Origin of the sequence: Sphingomonas rubra (assembly GCF_900115745.1) — a bacterium.
GTDB classification, from domain to species: Bacteria; Pseudomonadota; Alphaproteobacteria; order Sphingomonadales; family Sphingomonadaceae; genus Sphingomonas; species Sphingomonas rubra.
This window is the reverse complement of sequence record NZ_FOXP01000007.1, coordinates 62,823-83,040: the sequence shown is the minus strand read 5'-3', so window position 1 is coordinate 83,040 and position 20,218 is coordinate 62,823. Positions and strand designations below refer to the sequence as shown.

Below are 20,218 nucleotides of genomic sequence, written 5' to 3'. Positions count from 1 at the left end.
TCGCCCCGCTTCCCCGCCGGCGCTAGGCTGACGGCATGAACGACACCAGCGCAGTTTCGCAGTCCGGCGCCAGCCTGCTTCCCGACGGCATCGGCACGCTCACCGCCGTCCATCTCGTCATCGTCGCGCTGGTGGCGATCGCCGCGATCGCAATCATCCTGGTCGGCATCCGCCGCAAGCGGGCGCGCGGGCGGGCGGAGCACGAGATGACGCGCAACGCCGAGCAGGCGGGCGTGCCCGTACCCTCTGCCGAGCCGCGGCGGGTGCCCGAGCCGGCCGCTTCGCCGCCGCCCCCGCCGCCGCGCGAGGAGGCCATCGTACCGCCCGCCGCGCCGATGCCGCTCGCCGACGAGCCGATCGCCGCCGCGGCGCCGCTGGACGCGAGCCCCGCGAGCGAGGCGTCGCCGCCCGAGCCGTCTCCTTCTCCCACCCCGGCCGCCGGCGACGCGCCGGGCGACCAACCGGTGACGCTGCTCAAGGGCCTCGGCCCCAAGGTGTCGGCGGCGCTGGCGGCGCACGGCATCACCCGCGTCGGCCAGATCGCTGCGCTGACCGAGGCGGAGGCGGCGGCGCTCGACGCCGAGCTGGGCGCGTTCCGCGGCCGCATGGCGCGCGATCGCTGGATCGAGCAGGCACGCTTCCTCGCCGCGGGCGACCGCGCCGGGTTCGAGGCGGCGTTCGGCAAACTCTGACCGTGGACACCATCATGACCAGCAGGATCATCGCCCTCGCGCTCGTCGCGACCGGCCTCTCGCCCGCCCCCCTCCTGGCGCAAGGCAAAGGCGACAAGTCGGTCGTCCAGTCCAACGCCGACAAGCTGAAGGACGAGGCCGAGGCCGCCTACGCCAACGCGCCGGTGGCGGAAGCGGAGACGAAGCATCGCGATGCGGTGACGATCGCCGGCCGCCGCTACGGCTACACCGCCTCGGCCGGCACGCTCACGCTGCGCGACATCGAGGGCAAGCCGACCGCGTCGATGTTCTACACCGCCTACACGCTCGACGGCGTCAGGCCGGGCACCAAGCGTCCGGTGACCTTTCTCTACAATGGCGGGCCCGGATCGCCGTCCTTCTGGCTGCGCATGGGCAGCTTCGCGCCGGTCCGCATCCAGACGACCAGTCCGGAATTCATCCGCCCCGCACCGTACGACGTCGCGCCCAATCCCTATTCGCTGCTCGACAAGACCGACCTGGTCTTCCTGGACGCGATCGGCACCGGCTATTCCCGGCCGCTCGGCGACATGCGGCCCGCCGCCTTCTACGGCACGGACGAGGACGCGGACGCTTTTGCCAAGGGCATCATCCGCTACGTCACCAAGTTCGGCCGCTGGATGAGCCCCAAATTCCTGCTCGGCGAGAGCTACGGCACGCTCCGCTCCGGCGCGCTCGCCTATCAGTTGCAGGAGCGCGGCATGGCGCTGAACGGCGTGGTGCTGCTGTCGAGCATCATGAACTACGGCTATCGCCAGCCCGGGCTCGACCAGGTCTACCTCAACTACCTGCCGAGCTACGCGGCGACCGCCTGGTACCACAATCGGCTGGCCGACCGTCCCGCCGACGTGGCCACCGTGGTGGCGCAGGCGCGCGCCTTCGCGGTCGGCCCGTACATGTCGGCGCTCGCCAAGGGGCAGAACATCCCGGACGCCGAGCGCGACCAGGTGGCGGCGCAGATGAGCCGGCTGACCGGCCTGTCGCCCGACTTCATCAAGCGCGCCAACCTGCGCGTCGACCTGCCGCGCTTCCAGAAGGAGCTGCTGCGCGGCACCGCGCAGACGGTGGGCCGCTTCGATTCGCGCTACACCGGCACCGACGCCGATGCGGCGGGCGAGCGACCGGAGACCGACGCCTCGTCCGACGCGATCTCGGGCGCGTACATCGCCTCGTTCCACGACTATCTGACGACCACGCTCGGCTATCGCACCGAACTGCCGTACCGGCTGTCGGCGCGCGATGCGGCAGGCTGGACGTGGAACTGGAAGCACGATGCGCCGGGCTCCGGCCAGGGCCAGAACAATCCCAACACCGCCATCGACCTCGCCGCCGCGATGCGCGCGAACCCGTACCTCAAGGTGCTGTCGATGAACGGCTATTACGACATGGCGACGCCGTTCTTCGGCACGGAGAACGATCTGGGACACATGATGCTGCCGCGCGCGCAACAGGCCAACCTGCGCTTCACCTACTATCCGGCGGGACACATGACGTACCTGAACCCGGACGCGCTGCGCCAGATGAAGACCGACTTGGCGGCCTGGTACGACGAGGCGGTGAGCGACGCGCGCTCCGCCACGCCGCCGGTGCCGCCTTCGTCCAGCGCGGCGATCCCGGCAGGGGACACGCCGAACTGACGGGAGGGGCGAGGCGCTACGTCACTCCGGCGAAGGCTGAAATTCCCCGCGGCGAGGAGCGGCAAGAGATCCCCGCCTTCGCCGGGGCACGGTCAGGACGCGAACAACCAGCGTTCCGCCTCGACGCGATCGGTGAAGAAGCGCACCTCCTCACGACTCGCGGTCGCGCGCGTCGCCTGCATCCGCGCCATGACCCCGCTGGTGTACATGGCGATGCGGTGCGAACGGGTGGTCGGATTCTCCATCATGCGCTGGAACGCGGCGATCACCTCCTGGCTCTGGATCGCGGCGTTGGTGTAATCGCATAAGGAGACGGGTGCGCGTCCGGTGGCGGCGATCCGCGCCGCGGCGGCGTTCGCCTCGCGCCCGAACGCCTCGACGTCCGCCAGCGTCCAGAAGCCCGAGATGCTGGTCTCGAACATGCCCCGTGCCAGATCGACCTTCACACTGTACATCGCGACACCCTCCCCTGCCCGCGGGAATGACCCGCAATGGTTCAGATCGGGTGAAGGCGCGTGGCCGGTCAGGCGCCCTCCAGCGCCCGCGCCCGGCGGCGCTGCACCGAGCTGCCGATGCCCATCGCCTCGCGGTACTTGGCGACGGTGCGGCGGGCGATGTCGAAGCCCTTGGCCTGGAGCAGCTCGACCAGCGTGTCGTCCGACAGGATCTTGGCGCCCTCGCCCGCGATCAGCGCCTTCAGGGCGCTCTTCACCGCCTCCGACGACGCCGCATCGCCGCCGTCGGCCGCCTGGATCGCCGAGGTGAAGAAGTATTTCAGCTCGAACAGCCCGCGCGCGCAGGACAGGTATTTGTTGCTCGTCACCCGGCTGACGGTCGATTCGTGCATCTCGATCGCCTCGGCGACGCGCGCGAGCGTCAGCGGTTTCAGGTGCGACACGCCGTGGCCGAAGAACGCCTCCTGCTGCTTGACCAGCTCGGTCGCGACCTTGACGATCGTCCGCTGGCGCTGGTCGAGCGCCTTGACCAGCCAGTTGGCGCTGGCGAGATTGTCGGCCAGCCACGCCTTGCCCGCCTTGTCGGTGGCACCGTGCGCCAGCTGCGCGTGGTAGCGGCGGTTGACCAGCACGCGCGGCAGCGTCGCCGTGTTGAGCTCGATCACCCAGCCCTCCCGCCCCTCGCGCACGAACAGGTCGGGCACCACCGCCAGCGTCGGCTCGCCGCCGTAGCGGCAGCCGGGCTTGGGATCGTAGCCGCGCAGCTCGCGGATCATGTCGGCCAGATCCTCGTCGTCGACCCCGCAGATCCGCTTGAGCCGCGTCCGCTCGCCCCGCGCGAGCAGGTCGAGGTTCGCGAGCAGCCGCTCCATGCACGGATCGTGGCGGTCTGCCTCCTTGGCCTGGAGCGCCAGGCACTCGGCCAGGTCGCGCGCGCCGACGCCGGTCGGGTCGAACGTCTGGATCGTGGCGAGCACCGCCTCGACCCGCGCGAGCGGCACCCCCAGGCGATCGGCGACGTCCCGCAGCGAGGCGGTCAGGTACCCCGCCTCGTCGATCTGGTCGATCAGGTGCTGCGCGACGAACAGGTCCGCCCCCGCCACCGCCATGCCCGCCTGCGCCATCAGATGGTCGGCGAGGCTGAGGTCGGGATTGGCGAAGGCGTCGAAATCGGTGCCGTCCTCCGGCCCCGTACCGCGGATCAGCGCGCCGTCGAAGCCGCCGCCGCCATCGGCGACCGAGTCCTGCTGGTGGCTCTCGGTGGCGTAGTCGACGTCGATCGGGTCGGCCTTGGCGGCTCCCGTCACCAGCGCGTCGGCACCGGCGGGCTCCACCGCCTCGGGTCGCTCGGGCGTCGCGACCTCCGCGGTGCGCGGTGCCTCGAGCAGCGGATTGCGCTCGATCTCCTCGGCGATGAAGCCCTCGACCTCCAGGTTCGACAGCGCCAGCAGCTTGATCGCCTGCTGCAACTGCGGCGTCATCACCAGCGACTGCGACTGCCGCAGGTCGAGACGCGGGGCGAGGCTCATTGGGCAGTCGTCATGCCGGGCTCGTCCCGGCATCCAGAATCAGGGGCGGCGGCGCTGCTTGGCTCTGGATGCCGGGACCAGCCCGGCATGACGGAGGAGAAAGGCACCGCCATCGCTCTACAGCGAGAACGTCTCGCCCAGGTACAGGCGGCGGACGTTGGCGTCGGCGACCAGTTCCTCCGGGCTGCCCGAGAAGAGCACGCGGCCGTCGTAGATGATGTAGGCGCGGTCGACGATGTCGAGCGTCTCGCGGACGTTGTGGTCGGTAATGAGCACGCCGATGTCGCGGCGCTTGAGGTCCTTCACCAAGTCGCGAATGTCGGCGATCGAGATCGGGTCGATGCCCGCGAACGGCTCGTCGAGCAGCATGATCGACGGTTCCGCCGCCAGCGCGCGCGCGATCTCGGCCCGGCGCCGCTCGCCGCCCGACAGGGCCATGGCGGGCGCGGCGCGCAGCCGCGTCAGGCCGAACTCGTCGAGCAGCCGGTCGAGCTTGCGCGTCCGCTCGGCCTTGTCCGGCTCCGACAGTTCCAGCACGGTCAGGATGTTCTTCTCGATCGACAGGCCGCGGAAGATCGACGTCTCCTGCGGCAGGTAGCCCAGGCCCAGGATCGCGCGCCGGTACATCGGCAGCCCGGTGATGTCGTCGCCGTCGAGCATGATGCGGCCCGAATCGGGCTTCACCAATCCCATAACCGAGTAGAAACAGGTCGTCTTGCCCGCGCCGTTGGGGCCGAGCAGCCCCACCACCTCGCCGCGTCCGACCGAGACCGACACGTCGGTCAGCACCACGCGCTTGTCGTACGACTTGGCGATCGACACGACCTGCAGGCCGTCGGACATCGGCGGCTCCGCGGTCGGGCGCGGCTGGTCGAGGGAAATGATCGCGTCCATCGGCGGTTCGGTGCCTCAAGCGTTGGCAGAGTTCATGCATGTCCCGCGCGCCGGGGCAAGCCCCGATGCGGCGGGCCGCGGGTCAGTTGCGGTTCGGGACCGAGAAGGTGCCGGTCACGCGGCCGCCGCGGCTCTGCGTCGTACCGCCGCCCGCCGCGCCCGAACTGCCCGCCACCGACGATCCGTCGATCACCGCGCGTCCCGTGTCCAGGTTGATGGTCAGCCGGCCGCCGTTCACCGTGTTGCTACCTTGCGTCAGCGTCACTGCGCCCAGCATGGTGATGACGCGGCGGTTGAGGTCGTAGATCGCATACTGTCCCCGCGCCGTCTGGTCCGGCCGGCGCACGGTGACGCCGCCGCTGGCGTCGAGGCGCGAGACCTGCGGATTGCCGCCGACGACCTGGCCCGTATAGGCGACCGTCATCCGCGCGGCGTTCAGCGTCATCTCGGCCTGCTTGACCGACACGCTGCCCGACAGCACGGCGCGGTTCGCCCGATCCTGCAATTCGATATGGTCCGCGCCGAAATCGATCGGCGCGTTGGAGTTGTGCCGCTGTTGCGCGCCGGCGGGAATGGCAACGGCGATCAGCAGGGGGATCAGGGAGGCGCGCATCGACGCTATCTCGCCCCTCGCGGCACGATCCGCAAGCGGGCGTTGCCGTCCAGCGTCACCGTGCGACTTTCCAGGTCGGCGCGCAGCCGGTCGCCGCGGAACGTCCCCTGCGGCACCGTGCCGGTGGCGGCACCGGTTCCCTCCAGCTTCCGTCGGCGTAGGTCGACCACGGCATCGGTGGTGTCGAGTCGATACCCGCCCGCCGCCTCGAAGGCGATCGGCCCATCGACGCGGACCTGCTCGGTATCCATGTCGTACCGGCCACTCGGCGCGGTCAGCTCGGCCGGGCCGTCGGACAGGCGGATGCCGGCCGACAGCTGACGGAGCTGGACGATCGGCTCGGCCGAGCTGCGCTGCACCGCCGATCCGGCGTTGAGCACGAAGGGCTGTCCCTTGGTATCCTGGCCGCGATACTGAGCCGCCTGGATGCGCATCCGCTCCCGGGCGACCTCGACCTTGTTCTTGTCGAGCACGAACGACACGTCGCCGCCGGCGGTCAGCGGGGCCATCACCAGGAACGCGGCCAGCACGCCGATCGCCACCGGCAGGCCGACGCGCGCCACCGCGACCACCCGGTCGTGCGAGCTGCCGGGCGCGGCCCAGCGCTCGCGCGGCGTCCGCGTGCGGGTGACGGCGTCAGGCATGGGCGAACACGTCGATCTCCGGCCAGCCGGCCAGGTCGAGCGCGGCGCGATGCGGCAGGAAGTCGAAACAGGCCCGCGCCAGCTCCGCCCGCCCCTCACGCGCCAGCTTGGGCTCCAGCACCGCGCGCAGCCGGTGCAGGTAGCGCACGTCGGAGGCGGCATATTCCTTCTGCGCGTCGGTCAGCTCCGCCGCGCCCCAGTCGGACGATTGCTGCGCCTTGGACAGTTCCTGGCCGAGCAGCTCGCGCACCAGCTCCTTCAGCCCGTGGCGATCGGTGTAGGTGCGCACCAGTCGCGACGCGATCTTGGTGTCCCAGGCGGGCGCCGCGACGATGCCGAGATAGAATTGCAGCGCGGCGATATCGAATCGGCCGAAATGGTACAGCTTCTCGCGGTCCGGATCGGCGAGCAGCGCCTTCAGGTTGGGCGCGGCATAATCGCTGCCCGCGTCGAATCGGACCAGATGCTCGTCGGGTCCGCCGTCGGACAGCTGCACCACGCACAGCCGGTCGCGCGGGGTGATGAGCCCCATCGTCTCCGTATCGACGGCGATGCTGGCCCCCTCGGCGAACAGGCCGGCGGGAATGTCTTCCTGGTGGAGGTGGACGGTCATCGTCATGCCCTAGCGGCTGCTTGGCGGGCGCTCAATGGGCGCGCGCACCCTCTTTTCGCGGGCGTTCCGTGTTCCCGGGTTCACAGGACTCGCGAAAACTTGCGCGACACTGCCGCATCGACGACGAATTCGTTCGCGACGCTTGACGAGATCGGCTATGCGACGTGACAAGGCGCAAAAGGTTTCGCGCCGAACACACCTCGCGTTGCTCGTCCGGGCGCTCGGGTTTGGAAATGGATCTGACGGGCGACCGGGAAGACGAACAGGGCTTATGAGTTTCGATAAAGGCGGCCGCGGCAACCGCGGCGGACGTGGTCGCGACAAGCGCGACGGGTTCGGCGGCGACGATTTCGGGGGCGGCAGCAGCTTCGGCGGCGGCGGCTTCGGCGGCGGTGACCGATTCGGTGGCGGCGGTGGCGGCTTCGGCGGCGGCGATCGCTTCGGCGGTGGTGGCGGCGGCTTCGGCGGCGGTAGCGGCGGCGGCGGTGGTTACCGCGGCGGTGGTGGCGGCGGCTTCGGTGGCGGCGGCGGTGGGTTCGGCGGCGGTGGCGGCGGTGGCCGCGGCATGCCCCCCCAGGTCGTCGGCGAGGGCACCGGCGTGGTCAAGTTCTTCAACGCGCAGAAGGGCTTCGGCTTCGTGGTCCGCGATGACGGCGGCGAGGACGTGTTCGTGCACATCTCCGCGGTCGAGCAGGCCGGCCTGACCGGTCTGGCCGAGGGTCAGCCGCTCGGCTTCACCCTGGTCGACCGCGGCGGCCGCATCTCGGCCACCGAGCTGAAGATCGAGGGCGAGCCGATGCCCGTCACCGACCGCGCTCCCCCGCGTGAGCCGCGCGAGGGCGGTTTCGGCGGCGGCGATCGCGGCCCGCGCCAGGGCGGCTTCGGCGGCGACCGCGGCGGTGCGCCGCAGCGTCAGCTGACCGGCGAGCAGGCGTCGGGCACGGTCAAGTTCTTCAACGCCATGAAGGGCTTCGGCTTCATCCAGCGCGACGACGGCCAGCCGGACGCGTTCGTCCACATCTCGGCGGTCGAGCGCGCGGGCATGTCGAACCTCAACGAGGGCGACCGCCTGAAGTTCGAGATCGAGGTCGATCGTCGCGGCAAGTACGCCGCGGTCAACCTCTCGCAGGGCGAGTAGTCGCCCGCGCGTCGGCCCCGGCCGATGCGACGACCTGTCACGCGGCCCGTCCGGCTCCTCGCCGGGCGGGCCGTTTGCATTCGCGAGTATGCCCGATGACCCGCTTGTTTCCCCCGCTGCTGCTGCCGCTGATCGTCACCGCCTCCGCCCTGCCCGCGCAGACTGCGCCCCGCCCTGCCCCGTCTTCACCCGTGCAGGCCGCCCCCGCGCCGCGCCCGCCGATGGTCGGCGTCACCGTGGTCGCGCGCACCCCGCACGATCCGACTGCCTTCACCGAGGGGCTGATCTGGCATGACGGCGCGCTGTACGAGAGCGTCGGCCGCGAGGGACAGTCCGACGTCCGCCGCGTCCGACTCGCCGACGGCAAGGTCGAGCGGCGCGCGACGATCCCGCCGACGCAATTCGGCGAGGGGCTGGCCGCCTGGGGCCGCGAGCTCATCAGCCTGACCTGGCATGACGGGATCGCCCATCGCTGGGACGCGCGCACGCTGAGAGCCACGGGCATGTCGCGCTTCGCCGGCGAAGGCTGGGGCCTGGCGAGCGACGGCAAGCGGTTGATCCACTCGGACGGCAGCGCGACGCTGCGCTTCCTCGATCCCAAATCCTTGCGCGAACAGGGGCGCGTCACCGTCACCTTTGCCGGCAAGCCGCTCGACCAGATCAACGAGCTGGAATGGGTCGGCGATTCGCTCCTCGCCAATGTCTGGCACCAGCCGTTCCTGGTTCGCATCGACACCGCCACCGGCCGGGTGACGCAGCTGATCGACCTGCGCCCGCTCGTCGCCGAGGTCGCCGCCACCGATCCAGAAGCGGTCGCCAACGGCATCGCCTTCGATCCCGCGACGCGGCGCCTGTTCGTCACCGGCAAGCTGTGGCCGACGATGTTCGAGATCAAGCTGGATCGCTGACCCGGTCCCGCGCGTACTGCCCGCCATGGGCAAGATGATCGACGGCGTCTGGCACGCGGGCAAGGTGACGGAGGACGCCGCCGGTGGCGCGTTCAAGCGGCAGGATGCGGGCTTTCGCGAGTGGATCACGGCGGACGGCGATGCCGGACCCAACGGCCAGCCCGGCCGCCCCGCCGCGAACGGCCGCTACCATCTGTACGTCAGCTATGCCTGCCCGTGGGCGCACCGCACGCTGATCGGCCGCGCGTTGAAAGGGCTGGAGGAGGCGATCGGCGTGTCGGTCGTCGATCCCGTCATGCTCGACCATGGCTGGACCTTCGACACGGCGCGCGGCGGCACCGGCGATCCGCTCCACGGCAGCGATTATCTGTGGCAACTCTACGCGCGGGCGCGGCAGGGCTATACCGGCAAGGTCACCGTTCCCGTGCTATGGGACCGCGAGCGGGACGATATCGTCAGCAACGAATCGGCCGAGATCATCCGCATGCTCGGCACCGCCTGGGACGCGCTCGGCGCCCGCCCGCTCGATCTCTATCCCGCGGTGCATCGCGACGAGATCGACGCGGTCAACGCGCGCATCTACGACACCGTCAACAACGGCGTCTACAAGGCCGGCTTCGCGACCACGCAGGCCGCGTACGAGGCCGCGGTCGGCCCGCTGTTCGAAACACTCGACGAGCTGGAAGAACGCCTGTCCACCCGCGACTGGCTGGTCGGCGACGCGATGACGGAGGCGGACATCCGCCTGTTCACCACGCTGGTCCGCTTCGACCCGGTCTATGTCGGCCATTTCAAATGCAACGTCCGCCGCATCGCCGATTATCCCGCGCTGGAGGCCTATCTGGAACGCTTCCTCGCTGATCCCGCGATCGCCGACACGGTCCATCTCGACCACATCAAGACGCATTACTACGCCAGCCACCGCGACCTGAACCCCTCGGGCATCGTGCCCGTCGGGCCGGCGCTGCCTTGGGCGCACAAGGTAAGGGGCGGGTAGCCGCTCCACGCCGTCACCCCGGCCCTGTGCCGGGGTCCAGGGCCAAGCAGTGCCATCGCCCGCGGCTCTGGATGCCGGGACCAGCCCGGCATGACGGACAAGCCCTACGTCACCAGCCGCTTCAACGTCTCCAGCCGGTCCGCCTCTTCCGCCGGCTTGTCGGTCCTGATCCGCAGGATACGGGGAAACCGCATCGCCACCCCCGATTTGTGCCGTCCGGACAGGTGGATCGAATCGAACGCGATCTCCAGCACCAGCGTCTTCTCCACCTCGCGCACCGGCCCGAACCGCGCCAGCGTGTGCCCGCGCACGTATCGGTCGAGCTGGCGCAGTTCCTCGTCGGTGATCCCCTGATACGCCTTGCCGACGGGGGTGAGCTCGCCCTCCTCGGTCCAGCAGCCGAAGGTATAATCGCTGTAATAGCTCGATCGCCGCCCGTTGCCGCGCTGCGCGTACATCATCACGCAGTCGGCGGTCAGCGGCTCACGCTTCCACTTGTACCACAACCCCGCCTTGCGTCCGCCGACATAGGGCGAGTCGCGGCGCTTGAGCATCACCCCTTCGATCGCCGCGTCGCGCGCGCCGGCGCGGATCGCCTCCAGCGCGGTGAAATCCTCCGCCTCGATCACCCGCGACAGGTCGAACCGGTCGGGATCGAGCCGCGGCACGAACGCCTCCAGCCGCACCCGCCGCTCGGTCCAGGGCAGCGCGCGCACGTCCTCGGTGCCATCGACCAGAATGTCGTAGAGCCGCACAAAGGCGGGATAGTCGGCCAGCATCTTGGCCGAGACGACCTTGCGGCCGAGCCGCTGCTGCAGCGCGTTGAAGCTCGCCGCGCCCCCTCCTTCATCCAAGGCGCCGCCCTGGAACTCGCCCTTCACCATCAGCTCGCCGTCGACCACGCCCGGCGTCGAGAAGGCGGCGGCGACGTCGGGGAAGCTGCCGGTCACGTCGTCGCCGGTGCGGCTGTAGAGGCGGGTCTGCCCGGCCACGTGGACGATCTGGACGCGGATGCCGTCCCATTTCCACTCCGCCGCATACTCGCCCAGGTCGACGCGCGCGTCCTCCAGCCCGTGCGCCAGCATGAAGGGGCGGAACACCGGCACGTCGTCCACCGTCGGCTCGGGCGCCCTGCCCTCGATCCACTCGAACAGCGCGGCATAGGGCGGCGACAGCCCGTGCCACAGCTCCTCCACCCGCTCGACATCCAGCCCGAAGGCGTCGGCCAGCGCCTGTTTGGCGAGCCGCGCGGACACGCCGATCCGCAAGCTTCCCGTCGCCATCTTGAGCAGCGCGAACCGCTCCTCCGCGTCGAGCCGGTCGAGCAGCCGCGCCAGCTCCGCCGGCGCGTCCGCGCGCGAGAGGTGCCGCAGCCGGTCGACCGCGTCGGCGACGCTGAGCGGCGCCGGGTCGACAGGCACAGTCGGCGCGGGCCAGAGCAGCGCCACCGTCTCCGCCGTATCGCCGACGTAATCGCGGCTCATGCGGAACAGCACCGGGTCGACCCGCTCCTCGATCAGCGCGCGGATCAGCGCCGGCTTGACCCCCGGCAGGTCGAGGTCCTCGGTCAGCGCGGCCATCGCCCAGCCGCGGTCGGGATCGGGCGTGACACGCAGATAATCGGCGACCAGCTTCAACTTGGCGTTGCGGCCGCGCGTGTAGATCAGTGAGTCGAGAAGCGCGGCAAAGGCGTGCATGGTGGGGCAACGCTCGGCACCCGCCACTCGCTCCCATCAGGCGGGAGCAAGTGCCGGGCCCGAGCGGTGACCGCTGGTTCACGCGTCAGAGCGTATCCTTGACCTTCTTGCCGGCGACCAGGCCCAGCACCAGGAAGATCACGAACAGCGCCAGCGCGATGAAGAACAGGATCTTGGCGATGCCGACGAACGCGCCGCCGATCCCACCGAAGCCGAGACCGCCGAGCACCAGGCCGACGATAAGAAAGATGACGGCGAGTTTCAGCATCACGGTTTCTCCTTGAATGGGCAGATCAGACCTTGCGGCTGGCCTCGAACAGGAACCAGGCGCGTTCCTCGGCCTGGTCGATCCAGTCGTCGGCGATCGACGAGGTCGCGGTATCCTTCACCGCCTCGGCACGCTCGCGCGCGTGGCGCAGCGTCTCGACTAGCTTCAGATTGTCCTCGCGCAACTCGGCCAGCATCTCGTGCGGCGGCACGAAGTCGCGGTCGTTGTCGACGACCTGCTGGCGACGCGCCACGTCGCCGATCGAGCGCAGCGTGGTGTTGCCCGTCTTGCGCACGCGCTCCGCGATCGCGTCGGTCACGCCCAGGATCTGCGTCGCCTGGTCGTCGAGCAGCAGGTGATAGTCGCGGAAATGCGGCCCCGACACGTGCCAGTGGAAGTTCTTGGTCTTGAGATAGATGGCGTAGCAATCGGCCAGCGCGACGTTCAGCGCGTCGGCGACCGTCCGGGTGTCGTTGTGGTTGAGGTCGCTCGGCGTCTCGAGCGGGGCGGGCGTATCGGTCACGAGCGGCTCCGGTTGCGGGTGGATCGCCTGCGTAACGGACCGGCGGGTAATTCGCTCCCACCCTCGCCGCAAACCACGGTCTCAACCGGCGAGGCGGACCGAGCAGGCGGCGGCGAAGGTGTCGCAGGCCGCCACGTCCTGCCGCTCGCACGCGACCGCATCGCCGAGCAGCGACAGCCAGCCGTGGATCAGCATGCCGTGCTCGCCGCGCGACAGCGCCGAGTCGAGGAAATGCGCCACCGTCACCGCCGGGTTGAGGCCGCTGCGATGCGCGATGACGCGGATCGCGTCGATGTCCGGCGCGAGTTCGCATGCCCGCGCATAGGGTGCCCGCACGTCCAGCGCGGCGATCCGCGCCGCCAGGTCCGCCTTGATCGCCGCGATGTCCATCCCCGCCTCCGCCATGCCGTCCTCCCCTGCCGGGTGCAGGTTGCGCCCGACATGGTTAACGCCCGGTGAAACGGCCGAAGCGGTTGACTTGGCCGCCGCCTTCCGCCATGCGCCGCGGCTGATCGAGCGGTCGCTGCGAGGCGTGCCGCTCTCTTTCATTTGCAGGAACAGGGCTCATGGCCAAGCCGACCACCGTCAAGATCAAGCTCGTCAGCTCCGCGGACACCGGCTTCTTCTACGTCACCAAAAAGAACCCGCGTACCAAGACGGAGAAGCTGAGCTTCAAGAAGTACGATCCCGTCGCGCGCAAGCACGTCGAGTTCAAGGAAGCGAAGATCAAGTAAGGCTCGCGTAGCGGATCAGCGAGGCTGATCCGCGTCTCGACGCGAGCTCGGCCGGCGGGGCACCGCCCCGTCCGACGACGCGGCTTCGCCGCGGCGCCCCTTCTTCTCTAGCTCCACAACGAGCCCGCGACGGCAAAGCCGCCGCCGTCGACCGGATCGGGCCTGCGGCCCGTCCGCCGTCCGGGCGTGGCGCTGCGCGGTTTTGCCCGCGCACCGGCGTGCTTGCTACGCCAAGCCGCCTGCGCTCACGCCCTCACGCCAGATCGTTCACCGCTCCCATGAACCGCGCCAGGCTGATCGGCTTCGACACATAGGCGTCCGCCCCCGCCGCGCGGATGCGTTCCTCGTCCTCGCGCCCGGCATAGGCGGTCACCGCCATCACCGGGATGTGGCGCAACGCCTCGTCCGCCTTCAGCGCCAGGATCAGCTCGTACCCGGTCACGTGCGGCATCTGGATGTCCATTACAATCAGGTCGGGCAGCACGTCGGCGGCGCGCGCCACCGCTTCGCGCCCGTCGCGGACCGGCTCCGCCATCCAGCCGTGCGCGCGCAGCAGGTCGCAGAAGAGCTTCAGATTGAGTTCGTTGTCCTCGACAACGAGCACCTTTTTCGCCACGCCCGGGGGTATCCTTCCTTGCCCAACGATTAGGCCAAGCGCTTGCCCGATACAAATGCCGACGCCCTGGCCCTCCAGGCGCTCGCCTGGACACTCGCCGACGAGGACCGCGCGCAGCGGCTGATCGACACTACCGGCCTGTTCCCCGACGATCTTCGCGCCCGGCTGGACGAGCCCGCCGTGCTGGGCGCCGCGCTCGGCTTTCTGGAAAATCACGAGCCCGACCTCGTCGCCTGCGCCGCCGATCTGGGCGTTCCGCCGGAGGCGCTGGTCGCCGCGCGCCGCGCGCTGGATGGGGGCGAGCCATGGTGAGGCCGCTCCTCATCACCGACTGCGACGAGGTGCTGCTCCACATGGTGCGTCATTTCCGCACCTGGCTGGACGAGGCGCACCAGATCGATTTCGAGATCGGCGCGGGCGACTTCGCCACCAGCATCCGCCGCCGTGACGGCGTGGCGCTGGAGCGCGAGCGGATGTGGGAGCTGCTCGGCGGCTTCTTTCCGGCCGAGATGGCGCGGCAGACGCTGGTTCCCCACGCCGCGGAGGCGCTCGCCTCCCTTGCCGGCCAAGCCGACATCGTCGTCCTCACCAACCTGACCGATGGCTGCAACCAGGCGCGGGTCGATCAGCTCGCGGCGTTCGGCATCCATCACCGCGTGGTCACCAACCAGGGCGGCAAGGGCGGCCCGGTCGCCGCCTTGGTGGCGGAGCACGGCGATCCGGTGACGGTGTTCGTCGACGACCTCGCCGTCCACCACGACTCGGTGGCGCGCCACGCACCGGGCGTCCACCGCCTCCACATGGTGTCGGACGAGACGCTCGCCGCCGCCATGCCGGCCGCCCCCGCCGCCCACGCGCGGATCGACGACTGGCGCGAGGCGGAAGGCTGGATCGCAGCCCGCTTCGCCGCGGGTACAGCCGCCGAGGCTTGACCCTCGCCGCCCGCGCGGGCAACCCCGCCGCCATGACCACGCATATCGATCGCAAGCTCGAAGAGCTCGGCCTCACCCTGCCGGAGGCCGCCGCCCCCGTCGCCGCCTACGTGCCCCTGGTCGAGGCGAACGGCCTCGTCCACCTGTCGGGCCAGCTGCCGTTCAAGGACGGCCAGCTCGTCACCGGCCGCCTGGGCGACGGCGTGTCGCTGGAGGACGGCCAGGAGGCGGCGCGGCTGTGCGGCCTGATGATCGTCGCGCAGTTGAAGAAGCATCTCGGCGATCTCGCCCGCGTGCGCCGGATCGTGAAGCTCGGCGTGTTCGTCAACTCGGCAGCCGACTTCACCGACCAGCCCAAGGTCGCCAACGGCGCGTCGGAACTGATGGTGGCGCTGTTCGGCGATGCCGGTCGCCACGCCCGCTCCGCCGTGGGCGTCCCCGTCCTGCCGCTCGGCGCCGCGGTCGAGGTCGACGCGGTGGTGGAACTCGGCGAGCCGTTGCCGGGCTGAGGCCGCCCCATGCCGTCATGCCGGGCTCGTCCCGGCATCCAGGGTTACGAGCGGCAGCGCTGCTTGGCCCTGGACGCCGGGACGAGCCCGGCGTGACGGAGTGGCTTGGATGAGGCGTCCCACGCCCTACATCGGCCCGACATGACCAGCATCACCGCCCGCCTAGTCGACGGCGTCCGCCAGATCGCCGCTGCCGACTGGGACGCGTGCGCCGGCTCGGCCAATCCCTTCGTCGGCCACGCCTTCCTCGCCGCGCTGGAGGAATCGGGCAGCGTCGGCGGTCATTCCGGCTGGCAGCCGCTGCCGATCGTGATCGACGATGCCGACGGCCGCCCCGCCGCCGTCGCCCCCGCCTATGCCAAGGCGCACAGCCAGGGCGAGTACGTGTTCGATCACGGCTGGGCCGACGCGTGGCAGCGGGCGGGCGGCGCCTATTATCCCAAGCTCCAGGTCGCGGCGCCCTTCTCCCCCGTGCCCGGCCCGCGCCTGCTGCTCCGCGACGCGGCGCTGGCGCCCGCGCTGATCGGCGCGCTGGAGGCGGTGGTCGACGGCAACGGCCTGTCCTCCGGCCACGCCACCTTCGTGCGCGACGATCAGCTGCCGCTGTTCGAGGCGGCCGGCTGGCTGATCCGGCAGGGTACGCAGTTCCACTGGCTCAACCAGGGCTACGCCACCTTCGACGATTTTCTTGGCCAGCTGTCGAGCCGCAAGCGCAAGAACATCCGCAAGGAGCGCGCCGCCGCGGTGGAGGGGCTGACGATCCGTCACCTGTCGGGCGGCGAGATCGAGCCGCGGCACTGGGACGCGTTCTGGACCTTCTACCAGGACACCGGCAGCCGCAAATGGGGCCGCCCTTATCTCACCCGCGGCTTCTTCCCGCTGCTCGGCCAGGCGCTCGGCGATCGCGTGCTCCTGATCCTGGCGGAACGCGACGGCGTGGCCGTGGCGGGGGCGCTCAACCTGATCGGCGACGACGCGCTCTACGGCCGCTACTGGGGCTGTACGGAGGAGGTGCCGTTCCTCCATTTCGAGCTCTGCTACTACCAGGCGATCGACGCGGCGATCGCGCGGGGCCTGCCCCGCGTCGAGGCGGGCGCACAGGGCGAGCACAAGCTGGCGCGCGGCTACGTGCCCGTGCCCACCTGGTCGGCGCACTACATCCCCGATCCCGGTTTCCGCCACGCGGCCGCCGATTTCCTGGCCGCGGAGCGCGAGGGCATCGCCGCCGACGCCGCCTATCTGGGCGAGCTGACGCCGTTCAGGAGGGGCTGAGTCCGCCCCGCGGGCGTGTCGTCGACGCGGAACAGCACGCTGGTCCCCCGGCGCCAGATCGGCGTCAGTCCGCGGGTCAGCGCGGGGTCGTAGGCGGGGGGGCGGATCAGCCACACGTAATCGAAGGCGGTGCGCGGGAACTGCGCCAGTGCCATGTTCACCGGCCGCCACCACTCGCCGCGACAGCGCCGGTCGGTCACCACCTGCGACGGATCGTGGGCGAAGCCGCGCGCCGCCCGGTAGCGCGCGGTCAGCTGCTGCGCGCCCGGCATCGACCATTGGTCGTTGGTATAGGCCAGCCGCCGCTCCAGCAGCAGCGCCGGCACGTGCTCCAGCCGGGAATAGGCCCAGTCGTCGCGGCAGCGCCGCCCGACGAACGACACCACGCGCGCGCGCTCCGGGATCACCGACAGCGCGGTCAGCGCCTCGTCGTAGCTGCGGTCGTACAGCCAGTAGCTCGCGGTCGTCCCCGCCAGCCGCGCGCCGAAGAACGCCAGCCCCAGCGCCGCCATCGTCGCGCTGCCGCGCAGCGACAGCCCGCGCCGCGGGCGTAGCGCGATCAGCGCGATGGCGAGCACGTAGGGCGCCAGCCGCATGTCCGCGTAGGCCGAGCCGAACACGATCCGCGGCAGCACCAGGTACACCGCCGCCAGGAACAGCGCCGACAGGCCCAGGTTGCGCGAATATTCGATCCGGTCGTCGCGCACGCCCTTCAGCAGGATCACGAACAGCAGCGTCACGCCGGCGATGTCCCACGCCATCCACCGGTCGCGCAGCACCATCAGCACCCAGTTGATCTTGGCGCGCCAGTTGAACCAGTCGGCGGTCTGCCCCGTCACGTGATCGCCCGATCGCCACGCCACCATCAGGATCATCGGCAGCGCCAGCGGCAGGCAGCCGAGCCCGGCGCGCACCCACGCCGCCAGCCAGTGGCGCCCGCCGCCGTCGGCGCGCTCGCCTTTCCGCCGGTCGTGCTGCCGGATCATCTCCGCGGAGAAGGCGAGCACGCCCAGCACGCCCCAGCCGAAGGTGTGGCACACCCACAGCGCGCAGGACAGCGGCACGAACACGATCGCCCGGAACCGCAGCCGTCCCTGCCGCGCCAGTCGCAGCCACCAGGCGAACAGGTTGAGCGCCAGCGCCAGCGACAGGGCGAAGTTCACGAAGCCGAACTGGAACGGGTAGCTATAGGCGAGCGGCAGCGCGAACAGCGCCGTCGCCGGAATGCGCCCGTGCACCTCGCGCGCGATCCACAACAGCCCGGTGACGGTCAGCACGGGGATGGCGATGACGATCAGCTTGACCGCCCATTCCAGCCCGACGAGCGGCGCCAGCGGGATGATGAGCAGATCGATGCCGAGATTGCCGATCAGCGACCAGCGGAAGTCATACCATTGATTCAGCCAGGGATTGTCGCCGATCGCAAGCTGGACGCGGTACCGGCCCATATGGCCGGGCAGGTCGACCAGCGGCGGGATGTCCGGCCACAGCAGCGGCACCGCCGCGGCGAACGCCATCGCCGCCACGAACATCCGCGTCTGCCACCAGTGCAGCTTTTCCCCCATGGACAGGGTCTTAGGCGGGGGAAAGAGGGGCGACAAGGTTACAATCCTCCCCTGCAAGGGGAGGTGGCGCGCAGCGCCGGAGGGGTATCGCCGCTCGCAACGTCACGCTTCATCACCCGCGGCGACACCCCTCCGTCAGCCTTCGGCTGCCACCTCCCCTTCCAGGGGAGGATTCTGGGCTTACCGATCCCGCCGGCCGAGCAGCCGCAGGCGCAGCGCGTTGAGCTTGATGAACCCCGCCGCGTCGCGCTGGTCATAGGCACCCTGGTCGTCCTCGAAGGTGACCACCTTCTCTGAATACAGCGAATGCGGCGACTTCCTGCCCGTGACGATCGCCTGCCCCTTGTAGAGCTTCAGCCGCACGGTGCCGCCGACCTTTGCCTGGCTATGGTCGACCGCCGCCTGCAGCATCTCCCGCTCCGGCGAGAACCAGAAGCCGTTATAGACCAGCTCGGCATAGCGCACCGCCAGCTCGTCCTTCAGATGCGCCGCGCCGCGATCGAGCGTCAGCTGCTCGATCGCCCGGTGCGCGACCGCGTAGATGGTGCCGCCCGGCGTTTCGTACATGCCGCGGCTCTTCATGCCGACGAAGCGGTTCTCGACCAGGTCGAGCCGGCCGATCCCGTGCGCGCGCCCGAGATCGTTGAGCTTCGCCAGCAACGCCGCCGGCGACAGCGCCTCGCCGTTCACCGCGACGCCGTCGCCGCGCTCGAAATCGATCGTGATCGTCTCCGGCTGGTCGGGCGCGTCCTCCGGATTGACGGTGCGCGAGTAGACGTAATCGGGCACCTCCTCCCACGGGTCCTCCAGCACCTGCCCCTCGGACGAGGTGTGGAGCAGATTCGCGTCGGTCGAGAACGGCGCCTCGCCGCGCTTGTCCTTGCTGATCGGGATCTGGTGCGCCTCGGCGAACTCGATCAGCTTGGTGCGGCTGGTCAGGTCCCATTCGCGCCACGGCGCGATCACGCGGATGTCGGGGTTGAGCGCGTAATAGCCCAGCTCGAACCGCACCTGGTCGTTGCCCTTGCCGGTCGCGCCGTGGCTGACCGCATCCGCACCCACGAGGGCCGCGATCTCGATCTGCCGCTTGGCGATCAGCGGCCGCGCGATCGACGTGCCGAGCAGGTACAGCCCCTCGTACAGCGCGTTCGCGCGCATCATCGGGAACACGTAGTCCCGCACGAACTCCTCGCGCAGGTCGTCGATGAAGATGTTCTCCGGCTTGATGCCGAGCAGCAGCGCCTTCTCACGCGCCGGCTCCAGCTCCTCGCCCTGGCCCAGGTCGGCGGTGAAGGTCACCACCTCGCAGCCATATTCGGTCTGCAGCCACTTCAGGATGACGCTGGTGTCCAGGCCGCCCGAATAGGCGAGCACGACTTTCTTGATGGGATCGCTCATGGTCCGCGCCCCTATGCGCCCCGCGCGGGACGCGCAACCGTCCGGCACGCGCCGCGCGCAACCGTTCAGCATTCGGCAATCCCCGCGTGATACGGACAGGCACCATGCGTTTCGTGACCTACATCCTCGGCCCCGCCATCCTGCTCGCCTGCATCGGCGCGGAAGTGTTCGCCCAACCGCCCGGCCCCGCGACCAAGGCGAAGGCCGCCGCGGTCGACCCGCGACTGATGGCCGAGTTCAAGGCGTCCGACACCAACAAGGACGGCGTGCTCGACCGGCAGGAGGTAGACGCGCGCGTCAAGCGCATGGCCGCCGGTTCGAAGCGGCTGACGCCCGCGCAGGCGGACAAGCTCACCGACCGCTATTTCACGCTCGCCGACGCGAACAGGAACGGCAAGATCACGCCCGTCGAGATGCAGGCGCTGCTGCGCGCCGTCGCCAGCCGCTACGACACCAACGGCGACGGCACCGTCAGCCTCGCCGAGCGCGCCGCCGCGCGGGCCGCCATCGCGGCGGAAGCAAAGGGCAAGGCCACGCCGGGGCGGTAAGCTACCTGCACCCCGGCG

24 protein-coding genes are annotated in these 20,218 nt (G+C 70.2%); 11 read left to right on the top strand and 13 right to left on the bottom strand.

The features are described 5' to 3' along the window. Positions 1 to 35 precede the first annotated feature (35 nt). Both BM145_RS10010 and BM145_RS10005 read left to right on the top strand, forming a co-directional pair. Positions 36 to 692, top strand: coding sequence for an NADH-quinone oxidoreductase subunit E (locus BM145_RS10010; protein WP_093333508.1), 657 nt, complete (start codon positions 36 to 38; stop codon positions 690 to 692). Positions 693 to 706: 14 nt separating this feature from the next. Then, positions 707 to 2,347, top strand: a complete 1,641-nt coding sequence (locus tag BM145_RS10005; RefSeq protein ID WP_093333637.1) for a S10 family peptidase — start codon at positions 707 to 709, stop codon at positions 2,345 to 2,347. Positions 2,348 to 2,439: 92 nt separating this feature from the next. Here BM145_RS10005 and BM145_RS10000 read toward each other — a convergent pair whose 3' ends face one another. The 6 genes from BM145_RS10000 to BM145_RS09975 all read right to left on the bottom strand — a co-directional run bounded on the left by BM145_RS10000 (position 2,440) and on the right by BM145_RS09975 (position 7,095). Continuing rightward, on the bottom strand, positions 2,440 to 2,802 hold the full coding sequence (locus BM145_RS10000; protein WP_093333507.1) for an STAS/SEC14 domain-containing protein: 363 nt from the start codon (positions 2,800 to 2,802) through the stop codon (positions 2,440 to 2,442). Positions 2,803 to 2,870: 68 nt separating this feature from the next. Beyond that, positions 2,871 to 4,331: an RNA polymerase factor sigma-54 gene (rpoN, locus tag BM145_RS09995; RefSeq protein ID WP_093333506.1), complete on the bottom strand. Its 1,461-nt coding sequence runs from the start codon at positions 4,329 to 4,331 to the stop codon at positions 2,871 to 2,873. A 117-nt stretch (positions 4,332 to 4,448) separates the two neighbouring features. Then, complete coding sequence (gene lptB, locus BM145_RS09990; protein ID WP_093333505.1) at positions 4,449 to 5,225, bottom strand: LPS export ABC transporter ATP-binding protein; 777 nt, start codon at positions 5,223 to 5,225, stop codon at positions 4,449 to 4,451. 82 nt (positions 5,226 to 5,307) lie between these two features. After that, positions 5,308 to 5,838: an LptA/OstA family protein gene (locus BM145_RS09985; protein ID WP_093333504.1), complete on the bottom strand. Its 531-nt coding sequence runs from the start codon at positions 5,836 to 5,838 to the stop codon at positions 5,308 to 5,310. A gap of 5 nt (positions 5,839 to 5,843) precedes the next feature. Beyond that, positions 5,844 to 6,482, bottom strand: coding sequence for an LPS export ABC transporter periplasmic protein LptC (locus tag BM145_RS09980; RefSeq protein WP_093333503.1), 639 nt, complete (start codon positions 6,480 to 6,482; stop codon positions 5,844 to 5,846). Further along, the gene (locus tag BM145_RS09975; protein ID WP_093333636.1) at positions 6,475 to 7,095 is read right to left on the bottom strand and encodes a ribonuclease D; all 621 of its coding nucleotides are present in this window, start codon (positions 7,093 to 7,095) and stop codon (positions 6,475 to 6,477) included. The genes BM145_RS09980 and BM145_RS09975 overlap by 8 nt, the downstream gene beginning before the upstream one ends. A 271-nt stretch (positions 7,096 to 7,366) precedes the next feature. Here BM145_RS09975 and BM145_RS16525 point away from each other — a divergent pair, with 271 nt between their 5' ends. The 3 genes from BM145_RS16525 (at position 7,367) to BM145_RS09960 (ending at position 10,138) form a co-directional block, all read left to right on the top strand. Then, complete coding sequence (locus BM145_RS16525) at positions 7,367 to 8,233, top strand: cold-shock protein (protein ID WP_093333502.1); 867 nt, start codon at positions 7,367 to 7,369, stop codon at positions 8,231 to 8,233. 95 nt (positions 8,234 to 8,328) lie between these two features. After that, the gene (locus tag BM145_RS09965) at positions 8,329 to 9,141 is read left to right on the top strand and encodes a glutaminyl-peptide cyclotransferase (RefSeq protein WP_093333501.1); all 813 of its coding nucleotides are present in this window, start codon (positions 8,329 to 8,331) and stop codon (positions 9,139 to 9,141) included. A gap of 25 nt (positions 9,142 to 9,166) precedes the next feature. Next, positions 9,167 to 10,138, top strand: a complete 972-nt coding sequence (locus BM145_RS09960) for a glutathione S-transferase family protein (protein ID WP_093333500.1) — start codon at positions 9,167 to 9,169, stop codon at positions 10,136 to 10,138. A gap of 104 nt (positions 10,139 to 10,242) precedes the next feature. Here the strand turns inward: BM145_RS09960 and BM145_RS09955 are convergent, their stop codons facing one another. From BM145_RS09955 to BM145_RS09940, 4 genes are all read right to left on the bottom strand, one after another. Beyond that, positions 10,243 to 11,835, bottom strand: coding sequence for a cisplatin damage response ATP-dependent DNA ligase (locus BM145_RS09955; protein WP_093333499.1), 1,593 nt, complete (start codon positions 11,833 to 11,835; stop codon positions 10,243 to 10,245). Positions 11,836 to 11,920: 85 nt separating this feature from the next. Further along, on the bottom strand, positions 11,921 to 12,103 hold the full coding sequence (locus BM145_RS09950) for a DUF1328 family protein (protein WP_093333498.1): 183 nt from the start codon (positions 12,101 to 12,103) through the stop codon (positions 11,921 to 11,923). 25 nt (positions 12,104 to 12,128) lie between these two features. Further along, positions 12,129 to 12,626, bottom strand: coding sequence for a Dps family protein (locus tag BM145_RS09945; RefSeq protein ID WP_093333497.1), 498 nt, complete (start codon positions 12,624 to 12,626; stop codon positions 12,129 to 12,131). 81 nt (positions 12,627 to 12,707) lie between these two features. Next, positions 12,708 to 13,175 carry a hypothetical protein gene (locus BM145_RS09940; RefSeq protein ID WP_245739244.1) on the bottom strand — a complete coding sequence of 156 codons (468 nt, stop codon included), beginning with the start codon at positions 13,173 to 13,175 and terminating at the stop codon, positions 12,708 to 12,710. A gap of 17 nt (positions 13,176 to 13,192) precedes the next feature. Between BM145_RS09940 and rpmG the strand changes: the two genes are divergently transcribed. Further along, complete coding sequence (gene rpmG, locus BM145_RS09935) at positions 13,193 to 13,360, top strand: 50S ribosomal protein L33 (RefSeq protein ID WP_093333495.1); 168 nt, start codon at positions 13,193 to 13,195, stop codon at positions 13,358 to 13,360. Positions 13,361 to 13,613: 253 nt separating this feature from the next. On the opposite strand, the gene BM145_RS09930 is transcribed toward rpmG, so the two are convergent. Next, entirely contained in the window at positions 13,614 to 13,976 is a 363-nt protein-coding gene (locus BM145_RS09930) for a response regulator (RefSeq protein WP_093333494.1), read from the bottom strand. Between the two features lie 42 nt (positions 13,977 to 14,018). Between BM145_RS09930 and BM145_RS09925 the strand changes: the two genes are divergently transcribed. The 4 genes from BM145_RS09925 (at position 14,019) to BM145_RS09910 (ending at position 16,689) form a co-directional block, all read left to right on the top strand. Further along, positions 14,019 to 14,288 (top strand): DUF3572 family protein, encoded by a 270-nt coding sequence (locus tag BM145_RS09925; RefSeq protein ID WP_093333493.1) that lies wholly within the window; start codon positions 14,019 to 14,021, stop codon positions 14,286 to 14,288. After that, positions 14,285 to 14,908: an HAD family hydrolase gene (locus BM145_RS09920; RefSeq protein WP_177200167.1), complete on the top strand. Its 624-nt coding sequence runs from the start codon at positions 14,285 to 14,287 to the stop codon at positions 14,906 to 14,908. The genes BM145_RS09925 and BM145_RS09920 overlap by 4 nt, the downstream gene beginning before the upstream one ends. 32 nt (positions 14,909 to 14,940) lie before the next feature. After that, positions 14,941 to 15,417: a RidA family protein gene (locus BM145_RS09915; protein ID WP_093333635.1), complete on the top strand. Its 477-nt coding sequence runs from the start codon at positions 14,941 to 14,943 to the stop codon at positions 15,415 to 15,417. 141 nt (positions 15,418 to 15,558) lie between these two features. Further along, a complete protein-coding gene (locus BM145_RS09910; RefSeq protein WP_093333491.1) occupies positions 15,559 to 16,689 on the top strand; it encodes a GNAT family N-acetyltransferase in 1,131 nt (376 codons plus the stop codon). Here the strand turns inward: BM145_RS09910 and BM145_RS09905 are convergent. Continuing rightward, positions 16,653 to 18,254 carry a hypothetical protein gene (locus BM145_RS09905; RefSeq protein ID WP_245739243.1) on the bottom strand — a complete coding sequence of 534 codons (1,602 nt, stop codon included), beginning with the start codon at positions 18,252 to 18,254 and terminating at the stop codon, positions 16,653 to 16,655. The genes BM145_RS09910 and BM145_RS09905 overlap by 37 nt on opposite strands. A 180-nt stretch (positions 18,255 to 18,434) precedes the next feature. Then, positions 18,435 to 19,652, bottom strand: coding sequence for an argininosuccinate synthase (locus BM145_RS09900; RefSeq protein ID WP_093333490.1), 1,218 nt, complete (start codon positions 19,650 to 19,652; stop codon positions 18,435 to 18,437). Between the two features lie 104 nt (positions 19,653 to 19,756). Between BM145_RS09900 and BM145_RS09895 the strand changes: the two genes are divergently transcribed. Further along, the gene (locus tag BM145_RS09895) at positions 19,757 to 20,200 is read left to right on the top strand and encodes an EF-hand domain-containing protein (RefSeq protein WP_093333489.1); all 444 of its coding nucleotides are present in this window, start codon (positions 19,757 to 19,759) and stop codon (positions 20,198 to 20,200) included. Positions 20,201 to 20,218 lie beyond the last annotated feature (18 nt).

Bases quoted from the DNA above. Each gene is read 5' to 3' on its own strand.
- BM145_RS10010 (WP_093333508.1), top strand. From the start codon at position 36: ATGAACGACACCAGCGCAGTTTCGCAGTCCGGCGCCAGCCTGCTTCCC.
- BM145_RS10005 (WP_093333637.1), top strand. From the start codon at position 707: ATGACCAGCAGGATCATCGCCCTCGCGCTCGTCGCGACCGGCCTCTCG.
- BM145_RS10000 (WP_093333507.1), bottom strand. From the start codon at position 2,802: ATGTACAGTGTGAAGGTCGATCTGGCACGGGGCATGTTCGAGACCAGC.
- rpoN (WP_093333506.1), bottom strand. From the start codon at position 4,331: ATGAGCCTCGCCCCGCGTCTCGACCTGCGGCAGTCGCAGTCGCTGGTG.
- lptB (WP_093333505.1), bottom strand. From the start codon at position 5,225: ATGGACGCGATCATTTCCCTCGACCAGCCGCGCCCGACCGCGGAGCCG.
- BM145_RS09985 (WP_093333504.1), bottom strand. From the start codon at position 5,838: ATGCGCGCCTCCCTGATCCCCCTGCTGATCGCCGTTGCCATTCCCGCC.
- BM145_RS09980 (WP_093333503.1), bottom strand. From the start codon at position 6,482: ATGCCTGACGCCGTCACCCGCACGCGGACGCCGCGCGAGCGCTGGGCC.
- BM145_RS09975 (WP_093333636.1), bottom strand. From the start codon at position 7,095: ATGACCGTCCACCTCCACCAGGAAGACATTCCCGCCGGCCTGTTCGCC.
- BM145_RS16525 (WP_093333502.1), top strand. From the start codon at position 7,367: ATGAGTTTCGATAAAGGCGGCCGCGGCAACCGCGGCGGACGTGGTCGC.
- BM145_RS09965 (WP_093333501.1), top strand. From the start codon at position 8,329: ATGACCCGCTTGTTTCCCCCGCTGCTGCTGCCGCTGATCGTCACCGCC.
- BM145_RS09960 (WP_093333500.1), top strand. From the start codon at position 9,167: ATGGGCAAGATGATCGACGGCGTCTGGCACGCGGGCAAGGTGACGGAG.
- BM145_RS09955 (WP_093333499.1), bottom strand. From the start codon at position 11,835: ATGCACGCCTTTGCCGCGCTTCTCGACTCACTGATCTACACGCGCGGC.
- BM145_RS09950 (WP_093333498.1), bottom strand. From the start codon at position 12,103: ATGCTGAAACTCGCCGTCATCTTTCTTATCGTCGGCCTGGTGCTCGGC.
- BM145_RS09940 (WP_245739244.1), bottom strand. From the start codon at position 13,175: ATGAAAGAGAGCGGCACGCCTCGCAGCGACCGCTCGATCAGCCGCGGC.
- rpmG (WP_093333495.1), top strand. From the start codon at position 13,193: ATGGCCAAGCCGACCACCGTCAAGATCAAGCTCGTCAGCTCCGCGGAC.
- BM145_RS09915 (WP_093333635.1), top strand. From the start codon at position 14,941: ATGACCACGCATATCGATCGCAAGCTCGAAGAGCTCGGCCTCACCCTG.
- BM145_RS09910 (WP_093333491.1), top strand. From the start codon at position 15,559: ATGACCAGCATCACCGCCCGCCTAGTCGACGGCGTCCGCCAGATCGCC.
- BM145_RS09905 (WP_245739243.1), bottom strand. From the start codon at position 18,254: ATGGGGGAAAAGCTGCACTGGTGGCAGACGCGGATGTTCGTGGCGGCG.
- BM145_RS09900 (WP_093333490.1), bottom strand. From the start codon at position 19,652: ATGAGCGATCCCATCAAGAAAGTCGTGCTCGCCTATTCGGGCGGCCTG.
- BM145_RS09895 (WP_093333489.1), top strand. From the start codon at position 19,757: ATGCGTTTCGTGACCTACATCCTCGGCCCCGCCATCCTGCTCGCCTGC.